Here is a 19,093-nt window from a genome sequence, read left to right as displayed (position 1 = left end):
CATGCAAAAAACATTATTTACAATTAGAGGGTTTTCTTCCTTTTTGTCGAAAAAAAGTATCAGACGAATGAACATGGGGGTACCAGATGCAGGACAAAATCATTAATCGTTTGATAGAAGACGAACATGTGCAGGCACCAGTGATTGGCATCGGTGTTTCGCCGTTTGAACAGCATCATCTTGAGGCTTTTTTTCAATCATTTCCACATGAACTAAATGCCTCTTTTATTGTTGTACAAAATCATGTGACAGGCGATTGTATAACTGATTTGGAAGCACTTGTTTTACCGATTGGCTACCGGGCAAAAACGATTAAACATGGTGAGAAAGTCATGAAGAAGACGATTTATTTTTGTCCACAGCATGCGGTAGTGACGTTAACAGAAGATCAGCGGCTGCACCTATCAGAGCAGCTGCCGGCGTGCATGGCTTGCTCTGTGGACTTGCTTTTTCAGTCTCTTGCCAGCGTTCAAAAGGAGGAGGCATATGCGATTTTCTTTCAAAAAGGTCATTGCGTGGGAAGTGGCTTGCTTCAGTTGGTTGAGCAGGGCGGTACAGTTTTATCGTGCAGTGAGGAAGAAAGTGGTTTTGACACTTTGTATCAACAAACATTCAAAGACCCTTCAACCCTTGCGGCATATATCGCAAATATCATCAACGTCCCGCATCTCGATGAGGCAGATCCTGTTTTACTGAGAATTATTGAACGTCTTGAAATGTATAAAGGCATTGCTTTTTCAACCTATCAAAAGAAAAGGCTGCTATCTGTCATTCAAAAACGAATGAATGTTGCAAAAAAACGGATTTCATTGTTAGCAGAGTACGACTACTTATTAGAAAGAGAACCAGATGAGCTTGACCTTCTGCACGCTCAGCTTCTAAGCGGCATGACATCTTTTTTTAGAGATATGGAGGCTTTTCATGTATGTGAACATCAGATCATTCCGTCGATCATTGAAAATGCGGTGAAAAACGGGAAATCTCGATGCCGTATTTGGATTGCAGGATGTTCGACAGGAGAGGAAGCGTATTCTTTTACGATCTTATTTTTAGAAGAAATGAAGCGAAGACAAGTGACCATTGAACTTCAAGTATTTGCAACAGATATCAACCGGAAAGCCATTCAAACAGCTAGTAAAGGTCTTTACTCAGTAGAGTCTATGGCAAGGATGCCGGAAAAATGGCGGGCGCGATATTTCGAAAGGAAAGGTGACGCTTTTATTGTGAAGCAGTCGCTTAGAAAACATATTGTCTTTGCACCTCACAATTTATTGATCGATTCACCTTTTATCCACCTCGATTTTATCAGTTGCCGAAATGTTCTGATGTACTTCCAGCCTGAAGTGCAAAAACGAGTATTGTCCCGATTCCAATATGCTTTAAAAGATCAAGGGATGTTGATATTAGGGCCAAATGAAACTGTACCCAATATCCCTCGTTTGTTTCATTTGTTCAATGAAAAATGGAACATTTACACCCATTCAAACGTTTCAAAACCACATGTCCCTTGGACACCAGACGCTCGTGATATCGAGTTGAAAGCGCGAGCCGAACAATATATGCAAGAAGTAAGCAAGGATTATGATGCATGTATGGTCATCAACGATAGTGACAAAATCCTGGCAGTATCAAAGGGTGCGTATTCTTTTTTAGATCATACAGAAGTGTCAGATCAATCATGTGAATATGTGACACCAGATTATATGAAAGAGATGCTCAGTCAAACCTTTCAAAAGGTTTGGACAGACGAGACAGAGGTTGTGTTTCAACATGTTCTCATTTCGGAAAAAGGCAGCAAGCAATATGCAGATTTTACCGTGAAAAGTTTTGACCGCCGTTTTAAGGGAGTTTACGTCATTCTCATTCGAATGAATGAGAGAGGAAAAAATCAAAAGAACGGCAGGGACATAGGGATGTCAGATCAGAATTCAGTCTATCAACAGCGTATTGTCGATTTGGAAAATGAACTCAATGAAGTCAAACAAAAGGAGCAGGAGGCAAGGGCTCAATTAAAAGCAAAACACACGCAATTAGAGGAGTTTGAGAAAAAACACGAACATTATATAAATATCATAAACAACTTGAGGGTGACAAGAGAAGAACTGTACAAACCCTCTGTCAAGCCGGAGCTTGCAACGCTGTTTGTGGACAGGGACATGAATATACGCTATTACACTCCTACAGCTGCCTCTTTATTTACTTCTGCGAAAATCAGACATCAGCAATCCTTTCAGTCGATGGCTAAAAAGCTTACGCAGGAAACGCTCTATCATGATATCCAATCCGTCATATCGGATAGGCGCGCGATCGAACGTGAAATTGAAACGAACGAAGGCGAGCAATTCACCGTTCACATCACACCCATCTACGATGAAGAACGTGAAGGAGCAGTGATGACCTGGATTAAAATGACTGAAGTAACGAAAATCAAGCAGTCGCTTCATCTAGCGGTGACGGCACTTGATAACAGCCATATTCATATTGTTGTGGCAACTGAGGAAGGTGTCATCCAATGCGTGAATCAGCGTTTCTGTCAGTTTGTCCAGCAGCATGAATATGACCTGATCGGCAAAGATATTTTTTCTGTCTATCATTCGCTATGTCAATGTGATGATTTAGAGAAACAATGGAAGGTTTGTTTAAGAGAGGGCAGCTGGACAGGTGAACTATACTTTCAAGATTTATCTGGACGTGAACGATGGGAGAGAGTCTCTTTACACCGAATTGATGACCCTGACAAAATGCAGTCAACCGTCATGCGGATTTCAGAGGATATCACCAATCAAAAGCAGTCAGAGAAGATGCTGATGAAATCTGAGATGCTGTCAGCAGTAGGGCAGCTTGCAGCAGGCATCGCTCATGAGATACGGAACCCGCTGACCTCATTAAAAGGGTTTTTACAGCTGATGATTCAAAGTAAGAAGTATCAGAAAGATTATGCAGATGTGATGATGTCAGAGTTTAATCGGCTCGAGTCGATTATTAATGAATTCCTCGTTCTTTCGAGAAGCAAATCGGTGAAATTTGAACCGGTACATGTCAATCTTCTGCTCGAAGAAGTGATCATGGTCGTTGAATCCCAGGCGGTCTTAAAAGGCGTGTCCATTCAGAAAAAGCTGTCTCCGTCGCTCCCTAACATTCAAGGCATTCCGAATGAACTGAAACAAGTCTTCCTAAACATCCTTAAAAACGGAATAGAAGCGATGGATGGTGTGACAGGCGTCATCAAGGTGACCTCTCTCATGAAAGATCAGCAAATGATGTTGATCTTTGAAGACCAAGGAAAGGGAATACCAGAGGACGAAATAGGGAAACTCGGTGAACCATTTTATACAACAAAAGAAAAGGGGACAGGTCTTGGTTTAATGATGACCATTAAAATCATTGAAAGCCATGGCGGCACCATTCGTTTTGAAAGCAAAAACTTTGAGGGGACACGAGTGATTATTACCTTTCCGATGAGTTAAAAAAGACAAGTTTTACATGAAATCCATTCAACATCAATATTTACTTTGTACACTATGAGAGATGAAGCACAAAGGGGAGAGGTCTAATGAAACGAATGCTGTTTATTCGAATGATTTGTTGCTTGGTTTTGGTGATCTTTAGTTTGCAATCCTTATTGCCTGGCATGTCCGCAGGGAGCGAGGTCAATGCATCTGAAAAGAAAGAAATGGTGTGGAAACAAAAAAAGATTGTGCAGATCAAAAAAGCCCGTCAGCTCATAGGAGAGACCGTGACAGTGAGCGGAATTGTGACAGCAGATCAATCAGCTGTAGGCAATGGGAAACTGTCCACATACATTCAAGACAAATCAGCTGGAATCAATGTTTATTCAGCTCAGCCCAATCACTTCCCGGAACTAAAAGCAGGGATGAAGGTGACAGTGACTGGTAAAATCACGTCTTATAAAGGACTGATTGAAATTGTGCCAGATCAAGGCAGTCTGAAGATAGATGCTGTGAACCAAACCTTGCCAAAGGCGAAGCGAGTGTCTGTGAAGCAGCTAGAAACGGAACAAGCAGGTAAACATGAAGGAAGACTAGTAAAGGTCAAAGGCTATGTAGAGGCAAAACCAGCGCAGCCGGCTGGCGGTGGATACAATGTGGTGATCATCGATAAAAAGTATCACAGCACCACTCTGAGAGTGATGGTCGATACGAATGCGATTGATAAAGTAAAGACAGGAAAATGGTACGAGTTTACAGGGGTGTTAAGCAGATATGATACGTTGCAGGTGCTTCCAAGACATAAGGATGATATCAACCTGCTGAAACGCCAGCCAAAGCCGCCAAAGATGAAGAAAGAATACAAAGCAACGGTTGACCGTGTGGTGGATGGAGATACGATTCATCTAAAGAAGCCCGTTCTAGGTACAACAAAGGTGCGTTTTGTGAATATGGACACGCCGGAAACGTATCATCAGCCAAAAAGCGAATTAGACAAAAACCAATTGCGTTTTGGACAGCAAGCGACTGACTATTTAAAAACACTACTTTCAAGCGGTGACCAAGTCACATTAAAGATTGGTCCTGAAGCGAAAGATAACTATGGACGTCTTTTAGCTCAAGTGAAAACCAAAAAAGGGTTAAATACAAATCTAGAGCTTGTGAAAAAAGGATATGCCCCTACTTATTTCATCTGGCCAGTTGGAGATGAAAAGGACTATCATACGTTTCAAAAAGCAGTAAAAGAAGCAAAGGAAAAAGGACTGGGCATATGGAACGAAGCGGACCCTCTGCTGGAACAGCCATTTGAATTTAGAGCACGTGAACAGAAAAAAGGACTGACACGCTATGTTGGTGATTCATCTGTCAAAACCTACGTGTCCCCTGACAAATGGAAAGAAATCGATGTGGATAAACGGGTCTTTTTTGCTTCCAAAGAAGAAGCAGAACAGGCTGGTTATCAGCCGGCAAAGGATGCGGACGACGTACCATTAACGATTTTAAGTTTGAATGATTTACACGGTAAAATTGATCAAGAATACGAACTGGATGTAAAAGATGATGGCAATAAAGGCATGTACGGGCGGATGGATTATGTCGCGGCCTATATGAAGCAAAAACAAGCAGCGCACAAAAATACGATCACGGTCCATGCTGGAGATATGATTGGCGGGAGCTCTCCAATATCTTCTCTTCTGCAAGATGAACCAACCGTTGAACTCATGGAGAACATTGGCTTTGATGTCGGCACGGTCGGCAACCATGAATTCGATGAAGGGGTAGACGAGCTATTGCGTATCTTGAATGGCGGAGATCATCCTAAAGGCACAAAGGGGTATGACGGACAGAACTTTCCGCTCGTTTGTGCGAACTGTGAATACAAGGATACTGGCAAACCGCTTTTACCGGCTTATGAAATCATCGATGTCGAAGGAATCCCAGTCGCATTTATCGGCGTTGTGACCAAGTCAGCCGCAGGAATGGTCATGCCAGAAGGGATTAAAGACATTCAGTTTACAGATGAAGTCAAAGCTGTGAATGAAGCCACGAAGGAACTAAAACAAAAAGGAGTTAAAGCCATAGCGGTTTTAGCTCATATGACAGCCTCTCAAAATGGGGATACGATCACCGGAGAGAGTGCAAAGCTTGCAAAAGAAGGTGATGATGAAATTGACGTCATCTTTGCAGGGCATAATCATGAAGTGGTCAATGGAGAGGTCAATGGAAAATTAATTGTGCAAGCCTTTGAATATGGAAAGGCGATTGGCGAAGTCAATGTGACACTTGACCGTAAAACGAAGGATATCGTCAAAAAGAGTGCGAATATCCAGTATGTAGATCAAGCTGGTATAGAAAAGGACAAGGAAGCAGCAGACATCTTGGCTCATTACGGAAAAGAAGTGGAGCCGATTATTAGTGAGGTTGTTGGAGAAGCCGGGGTCAAAATGGAAGGCGGCTATTCAAATGATGGAGACACGCCGCTCGGTAATTTGATTGCGGATGGTATGAGATATTCAATGAAAAGTGACTTTGCCATGATGAATGGAGGCGGCATTAGACAAAACCTTGAAAAAGGGCCGATAACGTGGGGAGATCTCTTTAATATTCAGCCATTTGGCAACGTTTTAGTCAAACTAGAGATCAAGGGAAAAGACTTAGTAGAGATCATAGAAGCACAAATTTCTCCACAATTTGGACCAGATTATAGCATTTCAGGCTTTTCATATTCCTATGATCCTGTAACATATAAAGTAGTCGACTTGAAGCTGCCAGACGGTTCAGCAATAGCTCTCGATCAAGCGTATACACTCACTGTGAATAACTTCATGGCAACAGCAACTGGCAGTAAATATGCACCAATAGGCAGGCTTGGGCAAAACCCTGAAACAGGCCCAGAAGACTTAGAAGCCACTGTCGATTTTGTGAAAAGCTTTGAAGGAGCTTCCATTGTGTATCAAAAAGAGGGACGAATTCAAAAAGCAAAACAAGAGGAAAAAGCAGCAAGCTAAAGAGAGCGTATCATCTAAGAGAAATGTAACAGGCAAAGGAGTTTAAGCATGAAAAAGTGGCTTGCACTGACTGTGATGACAGCCGGGATTGTGCTGCTCGGCTGGGGGATATGGCAAATCGCATCGACTCATCTTCAAACAGCCCAATCATTAGACGAAGCGAAGAAGGTCGTGGCGGACGATCAAGGGATGTCCAAGAAGCAGTTTGCTCCTGAAATGGGGAGAGCCTCTGGCATCCTGACGATTCCAAAATTAAAAGCAGACCTTCCCATTGTCGAAGGGACGGATGCGGATGACCTTGCAAAGGGAGTAGGACACTACAAAGGCAGTTATTATCCGGATCAAAATGGACAAATCGTCCTTTCTGGCCATCGTGACACGGTGTTTCGCCGGACAGGCGAACTGGATATTGGAGATCAACTGAAAATCACTGTGCCGTATGGTGAATTTATATATGAAATCACACATACGAAAATTGTTAATCAGCATGATACATCCATCATTACGTTGCAGAATGAAAAGGAAGAGCTGGTGTTAACCACATGCTATCCTTTTCATTTCGTCGGCAATGCGCCAGAGCGGTATATTATTTATGCAAAAAGAGTGTCTGAATAAAGAAAAAGAGCCTGCTTTTCATACGCAGGCTCTTTTGTTAATGGATGAATTGACTCATGAGCTGGTCCATATCAGGTGGTAGAGGTGCTTCGATGATCAGATGCTCTCCTGTAAAAGGATGTTTCATGTCTACTTGCTTGGCGTGAAGAGCACACCTATTGATGTAATCACGAACTCCGTCATATAATGTATCCCCAGCTAGTGGATGCCCGAGACTGCTCAGGTGGACACGAATTTGATGCGTTCTACCCGTTTCTAATTGAAGTTTAACGGCTGTCAGTTGCAGACGTTTATTCATGTCCATGATCTGAAAATGAGTCACAGCTTTTAGCCCATTAGGGGAGATTCTTCGTCTGACTGCATGGTGTTTGTCACGGCCGATCGCTGCATCGATGGTGCCTTTCTTTTTTTTGAAAAGTCCCTCTGCGATGGCGATGTATGTGCGTTTGATTGTTTTTTTAGAAAGCATTTGATCAAGAGCCGCATGGGCTAATCTATGCTTTGCAAAAATGACGGTGCCGCTCGTGTCTTGATCAAGTCTGTGGATATGTCTTACCCGCTTTTCTTCACCATTTGCTTGAAAATGGAATGCCACAAGATTTGCCAGTGTGCCTGTTTGTCCTTGTTCATTCGGATGAGTTGGCCGGCCGGCAGGTTTTTGCACAATTAATAAATGCTCGTCTTCAAAGAGTACCTCTAATTCACCATATTCCGGTGTCACATCACTTTCTTCTGTTTCAAATAAATCAATGATGATCTGATCGCCTTGACTGACTTTAGCTGCGTGATGGGCAGGCTTTTGATTTAAACGAACTTTTTGATGCTCCATCCAAAAGTGAATAATCGGTTTTGATGCAGAGACGGCTGTCTTTAAAAAATGACTGAGTGAAGTGTGATGATACTGCTCGTCTACTTTGAGTGAGAGCGTGTGTCCTTTTATGATCATGATATCCGTTCCTCTCTATGGGTATATATAGGAAACACTTACCTTGGCGAACGCCTTTTTTTCTGTGCTATTCTGAATAAAGAATAACGACAGAGAGGTAGATGTCACGTGAGATTAATGAAAGCTGCTACAGACCTGCAAGAGCAGGCAATTGAAGAAATATCAAAGGATGTTGAAGATCTTCTTTCTCATGCTGTCAATGGACAGCAGCGGGATATGCGTCAAAAAGATCGCTCCCTTACCTTTATTGATGGTGTATATAACGGGACGATGGATGATGCTTTTCGTATTTTATCGGGACTTCAGCTATTACATACCATTATTGTAAAACCGAAACGTCATCTCACCAAACGAGATCGTGAGCTATTCGAGCGAAACCGTGAGCAGGTCAACGCCTGCGGCTTTTCTTTTCCGTTTGATCTCGACGATTTTGCCAGCCGTCACCTTCAAAATGCGTAAAAGATGGTGTGAACTTCCTTGTTAACTTACAGGGCCCTCGCACATACTATTTTTAAGGGAACGGAGAAACCTTTAAGATCTGTAATACCAAACCCGCTCTTTTTCAACATCGCCTATTTCTCCACGAATCGGAGCGCTTGGATCTCTTGCAGAATGAACCGAACATGGGTAGGAGCCTGACAAAACGGTGCAGGCTCCTTTTATACATAATCATTTTAGCAGACATTCATCTTTGAAAGTCAATTTTATTCACGATATGATAGCATTGAGTATATCTTTAAGACTTTTGTAAAAAAAAGGAGTGGCCTCGTTGGTAAAGGCGATTATATTTGATTTTGACGGATTAATTTTAGATACAGAAACACATGAATATGAGGTTTTACAAGAAATGTTTGCGGAGCATGAGTCAGATCTGCCTCTTTCCGTATGGGGCAAGGTCATTGGGACGCAGGCAGGCTTTAAGCCATTTGAATATTTGGAAAAGCAGCTAGGAAAGACACTGGATCATGAGACACTCACAGCAGATCGGCGTTCTCGTTTTCAAAAAAGAATGAAGGACGAATCAGCAAGACCTGGTGTAGAAGCTTATTTAGAAGCAGCAAAGGAGCTGGGGATCAAGATTGGACTTGCTTCCAGCTCAGACTATAAATGGGTGTCTGATCACCTGAAGCAGATTGGTCTTTTCGACTATTTTGAATGTATCCGCACGTCAGATGATGTGGAAGAAGTCAAACCAAATCCAGAGCTCTATTTGCAAACCGCACACTGCTTAGGGGTAGAGCCAAAAGATTGTGTGGCATTTGAGGATTCTGTAAATGGATCAGTAGCTGCCAAACGGGCAGGTATGAAATGTGTCATCGTCCCAAACAAAGTGACGAGCACGCTGCAATTTGAAGAATATGATGTCAGATTAGAATCCATGGCTGAAATCGAATTGCTCCAGCTATTCCATCAGCTTGAAAAAGAGGATCAGTAAGGGGGCAAATACATCATGGCAGAAAAACTAGACTTAACGCGGTTTGAAAAAAGAATGGAGATCCGTAATATCCGGGAAGAGGATATTGACCGGATCATTGCCTTGCAAGAGGTATGCTTTCCAGGCATGGATCCTTGGAAACGAGAGCATCTTGAAAGCCACCTTGAGCATTTCCCAGAAGGGCAGTTTTGTGCTGAATTCGAGGGAGAAATCATTGGCTCTTGTTCAAGTTTATTAATTAACTTTGATGAATACGATGATCGCCACACGTGGCAGGACATTACAGATGATGGGTACATCACAAACCACAATCCGGATGGGATGAATATGTACGGAATCGAAGTCATGGTGAGTCCTGAATACCGACGAATGAAAATTGGACATCGCTTGTATGAAGCAAGAAAAGACTTGGCAAGAAGATTAAATTTAAAAAGCATCATCATTGGCGGGCGCATTCCGAACTATCATAAATTCCAAGAGGAAATGACGCCTCGCCAGTATGTGGAGCAGGTGATGCTTCACCAAATCTATGATCCCGTTTTATCTTTTCAGCTGTTAAATGAATTTAGTCTCATGCGGATCAATCCCAATTACTTGCCTGATGATAAAGCATCCAGCACATATGCGACGTTAATGGAATGGAACAATGTCGATTATCGCCCGCAATCGAAAAGATATTTTAAATCGGCGTTCCCTGTTCGAATTTGTGTGATTCAATATGCGATGAAACAAATTCACTCCTTTGAAGAATTTATGAATCAGGTCGAGTATTATGTGGATGTTGCATCAGATGCATCAGCTGACTTTGCGGTATTCCCAGAAATTTTCACGACGCAGCTCATGTCTTATTTAGAAGAGCGGTCACCTAGTCTTGCCGTGCAGCGGATCACGGAATATACCGAGGACTACATTAATTTGTTCACAGACCTTTCTGTGAAATATAACATTAATATCATCGGCGGTTCCCACTTTGTAGAAGAAGAAGGGAAAATCTACAATATCGCCTATTTATTTAGACGTGATGGAACGATTGAAAAGCAATATAAGCTTCACATCACGCCGAATGAAAGAAAATGGTGGGGGATTTCAGCTGGTGACCAGGTCCGGGTATTTGATACGGATTGCGGCAAAATTGCGATCCAAATTTGCTACGATATTGAATTTCCTGAGCTTGCACGGATTGCAGCTGACAAAGGAGCGAAAATTATTTTCACTCCGTTCTGTACAGAAGACCGCCAAGGCTATTTAAGAGTACGTTACTGTGCACAGGCGAGAGCGGTTGAAAACCAGATTTATACCGTCATCTCTGGAACAGTTGGCAACCTTCCACAAACCGAAAATATGGATGTTCAATATGCACAATCGGCTATATTTGCCCCATCAGACTTTGAATTTGCAAGAGATGGGATTGTAGGAGAGTGTAATCCAAACATTGAGATGGTTGTCGTAGGTGATGTCGATTTAGAAATTTTAAGAAGACAAAGGCAAGATGGGACCGTACGTCAGCTGAAAGACCGAAGAAGAGACGTGTACCATATTGAATATAAGAAATAATGAAGGAAGCGCCTATGGTTGAGGCGCTTCTTTTTGATAACATATTTTTTTCAATTGCCAAAGGGATGCTGAAGAAAAAGCTGAATATACTGAAAGGAGATTATGTGTTCAAAAAGGAGAGGAACATGGGGCGACAATCTAAACATCTGTATATCAATTTGCCGGTAAATCATGTGAAGGAATCTATCGCTTTTTTTGAGCAGCTGGGCTTTGAATTTGAGCAGCAGTTCACGAATGATCAGGCGGCCTGTTTGGTCATTGATGACACGATCACCGTCATGCTGTTGTCACTCAGGCATTTTCAGTCCATTTCAGAGAAACAATTAGTGGATGCAAAAAAAGCATCAGAGGTGATCATCTCTATGCGTGTTCATTCACGAGAAGAGGTCGATGAGCTTGTCGAGCAGGCAATGGCAGCAGGCGGTTCACCGTTTAAGGAAAAGCAGGATCATGAGTTCATGTATGGATGGAGCTTTCAGGATCTTGATGGTCATTTGTGGGAAGTGTTTTATATGGATGAGGAGAGAAGCGGCCTTTCATAAGGGTGCTTCTTTTTTATTGTTTATCAATGGTATGATAATGAGGAGCAGAAGAAATCTGGAATTCAACTAAAGAAAAGTAGGTGCAGCATGGAGTTTTTACTTGTCTTACTGCCAGTGTTCGGCATATTCCTGATCGGGTATATCGGGCAGAAGGCGATTGGTTTTGACATACATACGCTCTCATCAATGTCTTTATATTTAATGTCACCATTTCTTGCGTTTGAAACCTTTTATCAAAACAAAGTGTCGATGGACTATGTGTATTTATCCATTTTTGTTGTCGGACTTTGTCTTGCACTTATTTTATGTGTCTTTATTTTATCTCGTATTTATGGGTATTCGAATGAAACGTATTGCGCCATGATTCTGTCGTCAGCCTTTATGAACAATGGAAACTATGGCACGCCTGTTGTGCTTCTTGTCTTCGGAGCAGCAGGTTTGGACATTGCGATCGTGTTGATGGTGCTGCAGCAGCTTGTCATGAGTACAATCGGCATGTATTATGCAGCAAAGGGCGGAGAGGATGCGGGAGATGGAAAGGTCGTCTTGAAAAAAGTGCTGCGTATGCCAGTTGCTTATGGGGCGCTCATCGGTCTATTATTTCAGCTGATTGACCTTTCATTACCTAAAGAGCTGATGACGGGTATTCAGCTTGTGGGGAATGCTGCCATTCCGACGATTATGCTTATTTTAGGTATGCAGCTTGCTGTGATTTCTTTTAAGCAAGTGGATTATCGCAATATTTCTTATGCTGTATTGCTGAAGCTGTTTATCTCCCCACTCATTGCATTTGGCTTTACGCTTATTTTACCGGTAGATGATATGGTGAAACAAATTATGATCTTAGTGGCAGCCATGCCGACAGCAGCAAATACCACGCTGATGGCTGTACAATTTCGAACGAAGCCTGAGTTTGTCTCAAGCACGACATTTCTCAGTACAATCTTAAGTATCGTGACATTACCAGTTTTATTATGGATTTTATCCATGCACCCTCTGGGATAGGGGATAGGCGGCATACAAAGGGGGACATATGAATGAATGTAGATGTTCATTTCCAAGTGAGTGACGTGTTGAAAACGAAGCATTTTGCGCATGCAAAAGTGTTAGCAGGGGAAAAAGGATTGTTTCGGCAGGTCAAATGGATACATGTGTTAGAAGTGCCTGATGTAGAGGATTTATTAAATGGAGGCGAGCTTATATTAACAACAGCCGCAGGCTTCCATGACCAACTGGATGTGTTTCAAGCGTTTTTACGACAGCTGATTGATTCAGGGGCGGCCGGCTTGTGTATTGAATTTGTTCCGCTAAGATTCGAAGTGCCGGAAGAATTACTGACCTATGCAGAAGAAAGAGATTTTCCGCTTATTCTGTTTACAAAAGAAGTGAAGTTCGTCAACATCACGCAGCATCTTCATACGATGATGATCGAGCGTCAGTATCAAATGATGGCTGATTTAGAAGCACTGTCATCAAAGCTAAATGAGCTTTTGCTGACCCCGCATCCGCAAATGGATATTTTGGATCAAGTGTATCAGCACGTAAGGGGGATACTTTTACTCCTCCCTGTTCAGGGCGAGCCGATTATTTTATGTGATTCTTCCAAACAAACCGAAGAACTGGTCATGAATTATTTGCAGTTTGCTTCCGTGCCAAAAGGATACGAAGTGACACAAAAACAAGTGCTTGCGCTCAAACAAACATTTGCAGATCTTGTGCTCATTCATCAAGCGGACACGCTCTCTGAATTCGAACTACTTGTAATGGATAAAGGAGCGAATGCTCTAGCCCAGCAAACATTAAGAGAGCTTTATACAGAAGAGCTGAAGAAGACAAAAGAAAATGAATGGCTGCAAAAATGGTTTCAAGAAGAGCATACAGAACAAGAGATCATAGAGCACCTAGAAGAAACAGAAGGGGTGAAAAAGCCAACTGGCTGCGTAGTCTTGCTGTTTCAAAAACATCATCAAATTGAAAAAATCACAGGGAATCTTTACTTTCTTGTCTCTTGCCGCTCCATTTTTCAGCGTGCTGGTTTCCATCTGATTGCATATGAGCATCAAGAACAAACCTTGTTTATTTTATTAAACACGAGAAAGAAAGAGGACTGGAAAGAGCGTGCAGAAAAGGCTGCAAACGACATCAAACAATTGTATGACCGGGAGCAGCCCCGAGGGGCCGAGATCAATTTTGGTATCGGGCAATATTGTGAAAAGTTTCAGCACATGAGAAAAAGCTTTCAAGCAGCCAAAGAAGTGCTGCATTTAAAAAAAGTGATGCCTCAGCGGGTGGAAAGTCCATTTTACCAAGATCTACATATGCTCCGTCTTATGCCTATGATGAAGGAAAGCGGTCTGCTTGAATGTATGGTGAAAGAGTATTTAGAGCCCGTGATTGTATACGATAATCAAAATAGCGGGAGACTCTATCAAACGCTAAATATCTTTTTACAGACAAACGGTTCTAAAAAAGAAACCGCAAGCCAGCTCTATATTGTTAGGCAAACCCTCTATCATAGACTGGATAAACTGCATGCCTTGCTCGGTGAGGATATGATGCAGGCGCCGAAACGGCAGGCGCTTGAATTTGCGATTCTTGCCTATGAATTCCTGCAAGGAAATCGACGTTAGCAGAGTGTGCTCCATTTTGCCAAGGCATCAAGAAAAGTGTCTTATGCTGGTGCTCAATCAGTTGACGATCTGTCTAATGTAATCGGCCTGACCCCTTTTTTATAATGAAAGTAACGGATTGGTTCTCTATTACGGGCGGCCTGGTTCCAGTTTCATATGCCTCACGTTTCATCCATATAATGAATGGAGAGGCAATGTGCTGCTGAATTGGTCTAAGCTTCTTTAATGATGAAAACGGATACATGGGGGCGGGAAGATGAAAATACATGAGCAGGCTCAAAATCTTCAGGCAAAAGATGATCAGTTGATCTGGCATCATATGAAAGGAACAAACAAGGAAAATGAAAGTATGGTCATTCACGAGGCAGAAGGCGCATGGGTGACAGATATTCATGGAAATCGTTATTTAGACGGGATGTCAGGCCTTTGGTGTGTAAATGCCGGATATGGCCGGAAAGAGCTTGCAGAAGCGGCGTATAAGCAATTAAAGACAATGCCTTACTATCCGCTTACACAAAGCCACGTGCCGGCGATTCAGCTGGCTGAAAAGCTAAATGAGTGGCTTGGCGGGGACTATGTCATCTTCTTTTCTAACAGCGGCTCTGAAGCCAATGAAGCTGCATTTAAAATGGCCAAACAATATCATACGCAAAAAGGAGAAAGTACTAGGACAAAGTTTATCTCCCGGTACCGGTCGTATCACGGCAATACAGCAGCGGCTCTTGCCGCAACCGGTCAAGCGCAGCGTAAATATAAATATGAACCATTAGGTCAGGGCTTTATTCATGTCGCGCCGCCTGATGTGTATCGTCATCCTGAGGATCAAGAGAATCTGGCAAGTGCTATGGCAATAGATCAGGCCATGACGTGGGAACTAAGTGAGACGATAGCTGGGGTCATTATGGAGCCGATCATTACGGGCGGAGGTATCCTAATGCCGCCAAAAGGGTATTTGAAGAAGGTCAAAGACATCTGTGAAGCCCATGGAGCGCTTCTCATTGTAGATGAGGTCATCTGCGGATTTGGCCGGACAGGGAAGCGGTTTGGTTTTATGCATGAGGAAGTAAAGCCGGATATTATCACCATGGCAAAAGGGATCACAAGCGGTTATTTACCGCTTTCTGCAACGTGCGTGAAACGAGAAATCTATGAAGCCTATGCAGGAGAAGATACGTATGACAGGCTGCGTCATGTGAATACATTTGGCGGGCACCCTGCTTCCTGTGCGGTGGCACTTGCCAACCTAGAGATTATGGAAAACGAGCAACTGGTGGAACGGTCCGATGCGATCGGCCGGGATATGCTTGAACGTTTGCAAGAGTTAAAAGAACACCCATTTGTCGGAGATGTCAGAGGAAAAGGCTTGCTGTTTGGCATTGAGCTTGTTCAGGATCAACAATCCAAAAAACCAGCTGAGCCACATGTCGTCGGTCAATTGATTGCTGAATGTAAAAAACGCGGACTAATCATCGGGAAAAATGGGGATACAGTGGCCGGCTATAATAACGTTGCCCAGCTTGCACCGCCGCTTAATATAACAGATGATGACGCCTCATTTATCATCAATACCTTAAAAGAAAGCATGGCACAGCTATAGCAGAGAGACTTCCTCTGCTTTTTTTATGGAATAAAAGTTTGCTTTCCATCATTTTGAGCTAGTTCTATGAAGATGATGTGAGATGAAATCGGTATTGGGCACACTAGGTGTATTGAAAAATAGAAGAGTTTCAATTACTGTTAGGAGAAGACTGATTCAATACACTTTTGAAGGAGACGGCTTATGAGTTTTCATGATCAACCCATTTTACCTGCTGTACGCAATATGAAGCAATTTGAGGAATTTTTAAAAAGTCCATTTACATATGGTGTTTTACTTGATGTTCACTTAGGCCGGCTTAAGGGCATCATGAATGAGGCAAATGCTCATCACAAAAAAATGTTTGTCCATGTCGATCTCATTCACGGGATTAAACATGATGAGTATGGAACGGAATTTATTTGTCAGGAAATGAAGCCAGCAGGAATTATTTCTACTAGGTCTTCTGTCATAGTAAAAGCCAAGCAAAAAAAGGTATATGCCATTCAGCGAATGTTTTTACTTGATACGAGTGCCATGGAAAAAAGCATGGAGTTCGTCGGGAAACATCGTCCAGATTTTATTGAAGTATTGCCGGGCGTCGTGCCAGATTTAATTACAGAAGTGCGCGAGCGAACTGGGATCCCGATTTTTGCAGGCGGATTTATCCGTACAAAAGAAGATGTAGAAAAAGCGCTTGAAGCAGGGGCTACAGCAGTGACGACCTCAAATACCACCCTTTGGAAAGCGTTCCAAAAGTGAAAAGATAAAATGTGAATATTTATTGACAACGTTTTCATCCTCTGATACTATAGCACTAAGTTAATATCATGTGATGGAGAAACGGAGATCCACAACAACGCTTTACTAGGTGACAAATGACCCTGATGTAAAGTATGTTTGTTGTGGATCTTTTTCTTTATCTTTTCTACACATTCATAGGGGATGGCAACTGAACCAGAGGAGGAATTTTTCATGACACCATTTTGGGGAGAAGTCGTAGGTACAATGCTGCTCATTATTTTTGGAGGCGGTGTATGTGCGGCAGTTAATTTAAAGAAATCACTCGCATATCAATCCGGCTGGATTGTAATCGCTTTCGGGTGGGGATTTGCAGTAGCCATTGCAGCATATGCAACTGGTGGAATTAGTGGAGCTCATTTAAACCCTGCACTCACAATTGGGCTTGCGCTAGAAGGAAGTTTTCCTTGGGCTGATGTTCCAATGTATATTGTTGGTCAAATGCTTGGCGCATTAATAGGGGCTACTATTGTCTTTTTACATTACTTACCGCACTGGAAAGCAACAGATGATCCAGGTGCAAAGCTAGGCGTATTCTCAACTGGTCCTGCGATTCCGCATACTTTTGCAAACGTACTTAGTGAAGTCATCGGTACATTTGTATTGGTTCTAGGAATTTTAGCGATTGGTGCAAATAAATTTGCAGACGGAGTCAATCCGCTGATTGTTGGTTTCTTAATTGTTGCAATTGGTCTTTCTTTAGGTGGAACAACTGGTTATGCAATTAACCCTGCACGTGATTTAGGTCCGAGAATCGCACATGCGATCTTGCCGATTCCAGGGAAAGGCCCATCGAACTGGAAGTATGCTTGGGTGCCAGTCGTTGGTCCAATTTTAGGCGGCGCATTTGGCGGTGTTTTCTACAATGCAGCCTTTAAAGCGAACGTCACTCCAGCCTTTTGGATTGTAAGCGTTATTTTAGTTGTGGTATTGTTAGGACTCTATATCACTACGAAAAACCAAACAAATGCTGTAAATGAAAGTATGTAAGGGGAGGAAAACATCATGACAAAAGAAAAATATATTCTTGCACTAGATCAAGGGACAACAAGCACAAGAGCGATCTTATTTGATCAAGAAGGCAAAATTGCACATACAACTCAGAAGGAATTTAATCAATATTTTCCGAACCCAGGCTGGGTAGAACACAATGCAAATGAAATTTGGAGCTCTGTTCTATCGGTCATTTCAACTGCTTTAATTGAATCAGGAATTGAAGCAGACCAAATCGCTGGTATCGGAATTACGAACCAACGTGAGACAGCGGTTGTTTGGGATAAACATACAGGCGCACCTATTTACAATGCAATTGTTTGGCAGTCAAGACAAACATCTGGCATTTGTGAAGAGTTAAAAGAACAAGGACACAATGAAACGTTTAGAAATAAAACAGGTCTTCTTATTGATGCTTATTTCTCAGGTACAAAGGTAAAATGGATCTTAGACAATGTTGAAGGTGCCCGTGAGAAAGCAGAAAATGGCGACTTACTGTTTGGCACAATCGATACTTGGCTTATTTGGAAGATGACAGGCGGTAAATCACACGTCACAGATTACTCCAATGCGTCAAGAACATTAATGTTCAACATTTACGATCTGAAATGGGATGAAGAATTACTTGATATCCTTGGCGTACCGGCTTCTATGCTTCCAGAGGTGAAACCATCTTCACACATTTATGGTGAAACAACTGACTATCACTTCTTCGGCAGAAATATTCCGATTGCAGGAGCGGCGGGAGATCAGCAGGCTGCTTTATTCGGTCAGGCTTGCTTTGAAGAAGGAATGGCGAAGAACACATATGGTACAGGATGTTTCATGTTGATGAATACAGGGGAAAAAGCCATTAAGTCGGATCATGGTTTATTAACGACGATTGCATGGGGCATTGACGGCAAAGTTGAATATGCTTTAGAAGGAAGTATTTTCGTTGCTGGCTCAGCGATTCAATGGCTGCGTGATGGACTCAGAATGTTTAAAGACTCGAAAGACAGCGAAGCTTATGCAGAGCGCGTTGAGTCAACAGATGGCGTATACGTCGTTCCGGCATTCGTTGGTCTAGGCACACCATACTGGGATAGTGATGTCAGAGGCGCTGTATTCGGGTTAACACGTGGTACTTCTAAAGAGCACTTTGTCCGTGCAACGTTAGAATCACTTGCTTATCAAACGAAAGATGTGTTAGATGCGATGGAAAAGGATTCAAATATTTCATTAAAAACATTGCGTGTGGATGGCGGAGCTGTAAAGAATGATTTCTTAATGGGCTTCCAAAGTGATTTACTGGATGTGCCTGTAGAGCGTCCAGAAATTAATGAAACGACGGCACTCGGTGCGGCCTATCTTGCAGGAATAGCAGTTGGCTTCTGGAACGACCGTTCAGACATTGCAAAACAGTGGAACCTTGACAAGCGCTTTGAACCTAAGATGGAGGAAGGCAGCCGTGACTCGTTATATAGCGGGTGGAAAAAGGCTGTAAAAGCAGCTCAAGCTTTCAAATAAACCAAAAGTATGATATACTTCAATTAAGTTAATAG

The 19,093-nt window shown here is 42.5% G+C and carries 14 protein-coding genes; 13 read left to right on the top strand and 1 reads right to left on the bottom strand.

The window, feature by feature from the left end; genetic code table 11:
- Positions 1 to 86 precede the first annotated feature (86 nt).
- From MHH40_RS05795 to MHH40_RS05785, 3 genes are all read left to right on the top strand, one after another.
- Complete coding sequence (locus MHH40_RS05795) at positions 87 to 3,467, top strand: CheR family methyltransferase (RefSeq protein ID WP_050945438.1); 3,381 nt, start codon at positions 87 to 89, stop codon at positions 3,465 to 3,467.
- Between the two features lie 86 nt (positions 3,468 to 3,553).
- The gene (locus tag MHH40_RS05790; protein ID WP_050945437.1) at positions 3,554 to 6,457 is read left to right on the top strand and encodes a 5'-nucleotidase C-terminal domain-containing protein; all 2,904 of its coding nucleotides are present in this window, start codon (positions 3,554 to 3,556) and stop codon (positions 6,455 to 6,457) included.
- Positions 6,458 to 6,505: 48 nt separating this feature from the next.
- Positions 6,506 to 7,072, top strand: coding sequence for a class D sortase (locus MHH40_RS05785; RefSeq protein ID WP_050945436.1), 567 nt, complete (start codon positions 6,506 to 6,508; stop codon positions 7,070 to 7,072).
- 37 nt (positions 7,073 to 7,109) lie between these two features.
- On the opposite strand, the gene MHH40_RS05780 is transcribed toward MHH40_RS05785, so the two are convergent.
- Complete coding sequence (locus tag MHH40_RS05780) at positions 7,110 to 8,018, bottom strand: RluA family pseudouridine synthase (protein WP_050945435.1); 909 nt, start codon at positions 8,016 to 8,018, stop codon at positions 7,110 to 7,112.
- A 108-nt stretch (positions 8,019 to 8,126) separates the two neighbouring features.
- Here MHH40_RS05780 and MHH40_RS05775 point away from each other — a divergent pair, with 108 nt between their 5' ends.
- From MHH40_RS05775 to glpK, 10 genes are all read left to right on the top strand, one after another.
- Positions 8,127 to 8,477, top strand: a complete 351-nt coding sequence (locus tag MHH40_RS05775; RefSeq protein WP_003212251.1) for a DUF5365 family protein — start codon at positions 8,127 to 8,129, stop codon at positions 8,475 to 8,477.
- A 310-nt stretch (positions 8,478 to 8,787) separates the two neighbouring features.
- Entirely contained in the window at positions 8,788 to 9,453 is a 666-nt protein-coding gene (locus MHH40_RS05770) for an HAD family hydrolase (protein ID WP_050945434.1), read from the top strand.
- A 15-nt stretch (positions 9,454 to 9,468) separates the two neighbouring features.
- A complete protein-coding gene (locus MHH40_RS05765; RefSeq protein WP_050945433.1) occupies positions 9,469 to 11,007 on the top strand; it encodes a carbon-nitrogen hydrolase family protein in 1,539 nt (512 codons plus the stop codon).
- A gap of 125 nt (positions 11,008 to 11,132) precedes the next feature.
- Entirely contained in the window at positions 11,133 to 11,549 is a 417-nt protein-coding gene (locus MHH40_RS05760; protein WP_050945474.1) for a VOC family protein, read from the top strand.
- Between the two features lie 87 nt (positions 11,550 to 11,636).
- The gene (locus MHH40_RS05755; protein WP_003212117.1) at positions 11,637 to 12,554 is read left to right on the top strand and encodes an AEC family transporter; all 918 of its coding nucleotides are present in this window, start codon (positions 11,637 to 11,639) and stop codon (positions 12,552 to 12,554) included.
- Between the two features lie 32 nt (positions 12,555 to 12,586).
- Positions 12,587 to 14,179 carry a PucR family transcriptional regulator gene (locus MHH40_RS05750; protein ID WP_050945432.1) on the top strand — a complete coding sequence of 531 codons (1,593 nt, stop codon included), beginning with the start codon at positions 12,587 to 12,589 and terminating at the stop codon, positions 14,177 to 14,179.
- A gap of 256 nt (positions 14,180 to 14,435) precedes the next feature.
- On the top strand, positions 14,436 to 15,776 hold the full coding sequence (locus MHH40_RS05745) for an aspartate aminotransferase family protein (protein WP_050945431.1): 1,341 nt from the start codon (positions 14,436 to 14,438) through the stop codon (positions 15,774 to 15,776).
- Positions 15,777 to 15,959: 183 nt separating this feature from the next.
- The gene (locus MHH40_RS05740) at positions 15,960 to 16,517 is read left to right on the top strand and encodes a glycerol-3-phosphate responsive antiterminator (protein ID WP_050945430.1); all 558 of its coding nucleotides are present in this window, start codon (positions 15,960 to 15,962) and stop codon (positions 16,515 to 16,517) included.
- A 213-nt stretch (positions 16,518 to 16,730) separates the two neighbouring features.
- The gene (locus MHH40_RS05735) at positions 16,731 to 17,546 is read left to right on the top strand and encodes an MIP/aquaporin family protein (RefSeq protein WP_003211784.1); all 816 of its coding nucleotides are present in this window, start codon (positions 16,731 to 16,733) and stop codon (positions 17,544 to 17,546) included.
- A 15-nt stretch (positions 17,547 to 17,561) separates the two neighbouring features.
- The gene (gene glpK / locus MHH40_RS05730; RefSeq protein ID WP_003212099.1) at positions 17,562 to 19,058 is read left to right on the top strand and encodes a glycerol kinase GlpK; all 1,497 of its coding nucleotides are present in this window, start codon (positions 17,562 to 17,564) and stop codon (positions 19,056 to 19,058) included.
- The last annotated feature ends 35 nt before the right edge of the window (positions 19,059 to 19,093 follow it).

Origin of the sequence: Bacillus sp. FSL K6-2431 (assembly GCF_038005165.1) — a bacterium.
In the GTDB taxonomy this organism is placed as follows: Bacteria; Bacillota; Bacilli; order Bacillales; family Bacillaceae; genus Bacillus; species Bacillus pumilus.
Note: the sequence above shows the minus strand (reverse complement) of the source record. Positions and strands in the feature narration are given on the sequence as shown.